Below are 3901 nucleotides of genomic sequence, written 5' to 3' on the forward strand. Positions count from 1 at the left end.
GCCAGTTGCACATCCTGCGGAAAACCGAGGTGGGACAGGACCACAATCAGATCGGCATCCTGCCGCAGCCGTTCAATATGTCCGGGCAGTTCGGCATTGCCCGTGACAAAGCGAAGCCCCTTGCTGAAAGATGGCGGCATCGTCTTGTCCACAATCGGGCAGGCGAGGCCGACAATGCCTACCCGCACCCCGTTGCGTTCGATGATGGTCGAGGGCGGCATAAACAATTCGCTACTGTCTTCGCAGAAGATATTTGCAGCGAGCATAGGGTGGGCCAGCTCGCTCGATATCTCAGCCACACGTTCCGGGCCGTAGGCAAACTCCCAGTGTAGCGTCATCGCGTCGAAGCCCAGCGCGTTGATCAGTGGCACCATCGCCCGTGCCCGATCCTGCACGGCGAAATGCGTGCCGTGGAACGTGTCGCCATTATCCAGCGCGATCACTCCACCGGGATTTTCCTGCCGTGCCTGGTCGAACAGAGTCTTGATTCGCGCCAGTCCACCCATCTGCGCGAACTGGAAATCGCCATGCGCATCGCGCCGCAGTTCGGAATGGGGCTCCACATAGCCGTGCAGATCATTGAGTTGCAGAATGGTCAAGTTTGTCATGGCGGCTCAAACCCCTTCCGCGATCAGCGCTGCGGCATCCAGTCCCCATGCGGGCACTTTGCCATCTGCGGCAAAGAACATGTCGCGATATCGCATTTTCAGGAAATAGGGCACGCGCCCCATCTTCAGTATTTGGCGGTCACCGCCGAACCAGCTGTTGGAATGTATCCAGAACGCCTTCCCATCGCCCATATCGCCGATGCACAGCACCTCGGGCTTCAGCGGAACGTCAGCCTTTTCCGCGTCCACGGTGCCGAAAATCTTGCCAAGTTGAAGCCCGATGATGTCTGATTGCTGATGTCCGATGGCGCCCAATTTGGGCACCGTAACAGCGGCGCAATCGCCACAGGCGAACACTTCGGGGTGGTCAGGGTTGCGCATCAGCAGGTCGGTTTTGATGAACCCTTCGGAATCGCTGACAGGCAGGCCTTTGACAAAGTCGTGTGCTACCCAGTCGGGGAAAATGATCTTCACCTCTGCCGGCAACGTGCGGCCATCGGCAAACTCGATGGCGTCGGCCGTCAGTCGCGTGATGTCCTGCGTGTTGTTCCAGTAGTTGAAGCCCATCTTGGTCGCGAGTGTCAGGAGTTGTTTGACGACATCCTCGCCTGCGTCTTCCGCGATCATGGGGGCTGGCGTAAAGACAGTGACGTTTTCGGGGCCGCCAAGTTTCCGATCCTTGAGCCAGGTCGCCATCGACATCATGACCTCGACGGGAGGCCCTTCACAGGCGGCAAGCGCCCGCGGGATCGATCCGCCGGGATAGGGTTCCAGACCGTCCGCTCCGTCCCCTTGGTGGAACCTTGCCGATCCGATCGCGATCGGGCCGCCCGCGTAGCGGGTGTTGAGATAGCGGCGCAGCTTTTCCCCGTGATACAGGTCGCTGACAGTGTGGCCATGCTCGGCGAAACCCTCGATCCGGTCATAAGCAAGCCGGGCACCCAGTGCGAAGATGACATAATCATAATGTTCGACATGATCTTCGGCGCCACCCCGTTCTGCGGGCCTGAAGGTTACATTGCGCGCTGCAATGTCGACAGCAGTGACTTCCCCATGGATAAAATCGATGTCATCCTTTGCCAGAATGGGCACCAGATCCATCCGCTGGTGCAGCGCTGGGTTGCGATCTTCGAACACGTCAGCCGGGATGTTGGGAATGAACAGCAGATAGCTTTTGCGATCGATTACGGTGATGCGCGCCTTGCCTCCCAAATATTGTCGCACTTTTTGCGCGCAGGCCAGCCCCGCAAAATTTCCGCCAAGAATGAGGACATGGGGGCGACCATCATAGTGTGGCATAGCAATCTCCTTGGCTGGCGCGGGTGGCGATACGTTAGCACAACGAATATCGCGCGCGCGTTGCAGCCCTGCATGATAGCCGTGCAGCTTAAGGCATCCTTACCACTCGCCGATGCGGCGAGATCCGCGCTGCGCAGCAGCAAAATTATCGTCCTGACATAAGCCTGCCTTAAGGTAGTGCCGCTTTTGACCTCCCCGACGGGAGGCTCACAACCATGACCAATTCATCAGGGCGCGGCGAACGATGATCGCGCTAGTGCGCACCGCGCTGACGAAACCGCTGACTTTTATCGTGATGGCCGTGATGATCTTCGGCATTGGGGTATTGTCTATCCTGCGGATGCCGGTGGACATCTTCCCGCGCATCGGCGTGCCGGTGATTGCGACGGCATGGACCTATACCGGCCTTTCGCCGCAGGACATGGCCGGGCGCATCGTCACGCCTTACGAACGCGTGCTGACAAATGCGGTCAACGATATCGAGAGGATCGAAAGCCAGTCCCTGAACGGGGTCGCAGTGGTGAAGATCTATTTCCAACCGGGCGTCGACATCCGCACGGCTACGGCACAGGTCACCTCCATTTCGCAAACCATCCTGCGTCAGCTGCCGCCGGGCATCACCCCGCCCATGATCGTCAATTACGACGCCTCGACCGTGCCCATCCTGCAACTGGCCTTGTCGGGAAAGGGCTTGAGCGAACAGCAGCTATTCGATCTGGGATTGAACCAAGTCCGTCCACTATTGGTCACGGTGCCCGGGGTAGCCATGCCATTCCCTTCTGGCGGGAAGCAGCGCCAGATGCAGATCGATGTTGATCCGGCCGCGTTGCAGGCGCGTGGCCTTTCTGCGCAAGACGTAGCGAACGCGCTGACCGCGCAGACGCAAATCAGCCCGGTTGGCTTCGCCAAGATCGGCGACCTGCAGTATAATGTCCGCTTGAACAACGCCCCGGCATCGGTCGAGCAACTGAACAATCTGCCGGTGAAGGTGGTGGACGGCGCCACCATCCTGATGCGCGATATCGCACAGGTGCGAGACGGGTCCGCACCGCAGATCAACGTGGTCCATGTGGATGGGCAGCGATCCGCTTTGATGACCGTGCTTAAAAGCGGTAGCGCATCCACACTCGCCATTGTCGACGGGATCAAGCGGCGCCTGCCGCAGGCGCTGGCAGGCCTGCCCGATACGCTGAAAGTGACGGCAATAGGTGACCAGTCAGAACTGGTCAAAGCGGCGGTTTCGTCGGTGGTGACCGAAGGCGCTCTCGCTGCGCTGCTGACGTCGCTCATGATCCTGCTGTTCCTTGGATCGTGGCGATCGACCATCATCATCGTCACGGCCATTCCGCTGGCGATCCTGGGTTCCATTGCCGGTCTGGGCGCGGTGGGCCACACGCTTAACCTGATGACGCTGAGCGGGTTGGTGCTGGCCATCGGCATTCTGGTGGACGACGCCACCGTGACTATCGAAAACATGAACTGGCATCTGGAACATGGCAAGGGCGTGATCGCCGCCATCATGGATGGCGCGGCGCAAATCGTGAAACCTGCGCTGGTCGCGCTGCTGAGCATCTGCATCGTGTTCGTGCCGATGTTCTTTCTGCCTGGCATTGCGGGGTTCCTGTTCGTGCCGCTGGCGCTGGCGGTGATATTCGCCTTGCTCACGTCCTTCGTGCTCGCCCGCACGCTGGTGCCGACTATGGCGATGTTCCTGCTGCGCCCGCATGATGAAGGAGCAAAGACCCGCCCGACGCGCAATATATTTGTTCGTTTTCAGCGCGCATTCGACCAGCGGTTCGAACGGATGCGCGCCCGTTATGGCCAGTTGCTGCGCCGCGTGCTGGATGTTCGCCGCGGCTTTGCCATGGTCTTTCTAGGCGTCATGCTTCTGTCGCTGGCGCTGGTGCCGTTGCTCGGTCGGGACTTCTTCCCGGCGGTGGATTCCGGTCAGATCGCCCTGCATGTGCGGACGCCTGCGGGGACGCGGATCGAAC

At 59.8% G+C, this 3901-nt stretch carries 3 protein-coding genes; 1 reads left to right on the plus strand and 2 read right to left on the minus strand.

The features are described from left to right. Positions 1-608, minus strand: a 608-nt coding sequence (locus WA070_RS04315; RefSeq protein WP_422632925.1) for a hypothetical protein, incomplete at its 3' end; no start/stop codon positions are given. 6 nt (positions 609-614) lie between these two features. Further along, positions 615-1907: an NAD(P)/FAD-dependent oxidoreductase gene (locus tag WA070_RS04320; RefSeq protein WP_422632926.1), complete on the minus strand. Its 1293-nt coding sequence runs from the start codon at positions 1905-1907 to the stop codon at positions 615-617. A 244-nt stretch (positions 1908-2151) separates the two neighbouring features. On the opposite strand from WA070_RS04320, the gene WA070_RS04325 reads away from it, so the two are divergent. Next, on the plus strand, positions 2152-3901 hold a 1750-nt coding region (locus WA070_RS04325; protein ID WP_422632927.1), incomplete at its 3' end, for an efflux RND transporter permease subunit.

It is taken from the genome of Sphingobium sp., assembly GCF_049304695.1.
In the GTDB taxonomy this organism is placed as follows: Bacteria; Pseudomonadota; Alphaproteobacteria; order Sphingomonadales; family Sphingomonadaceae; genus Sphingobium.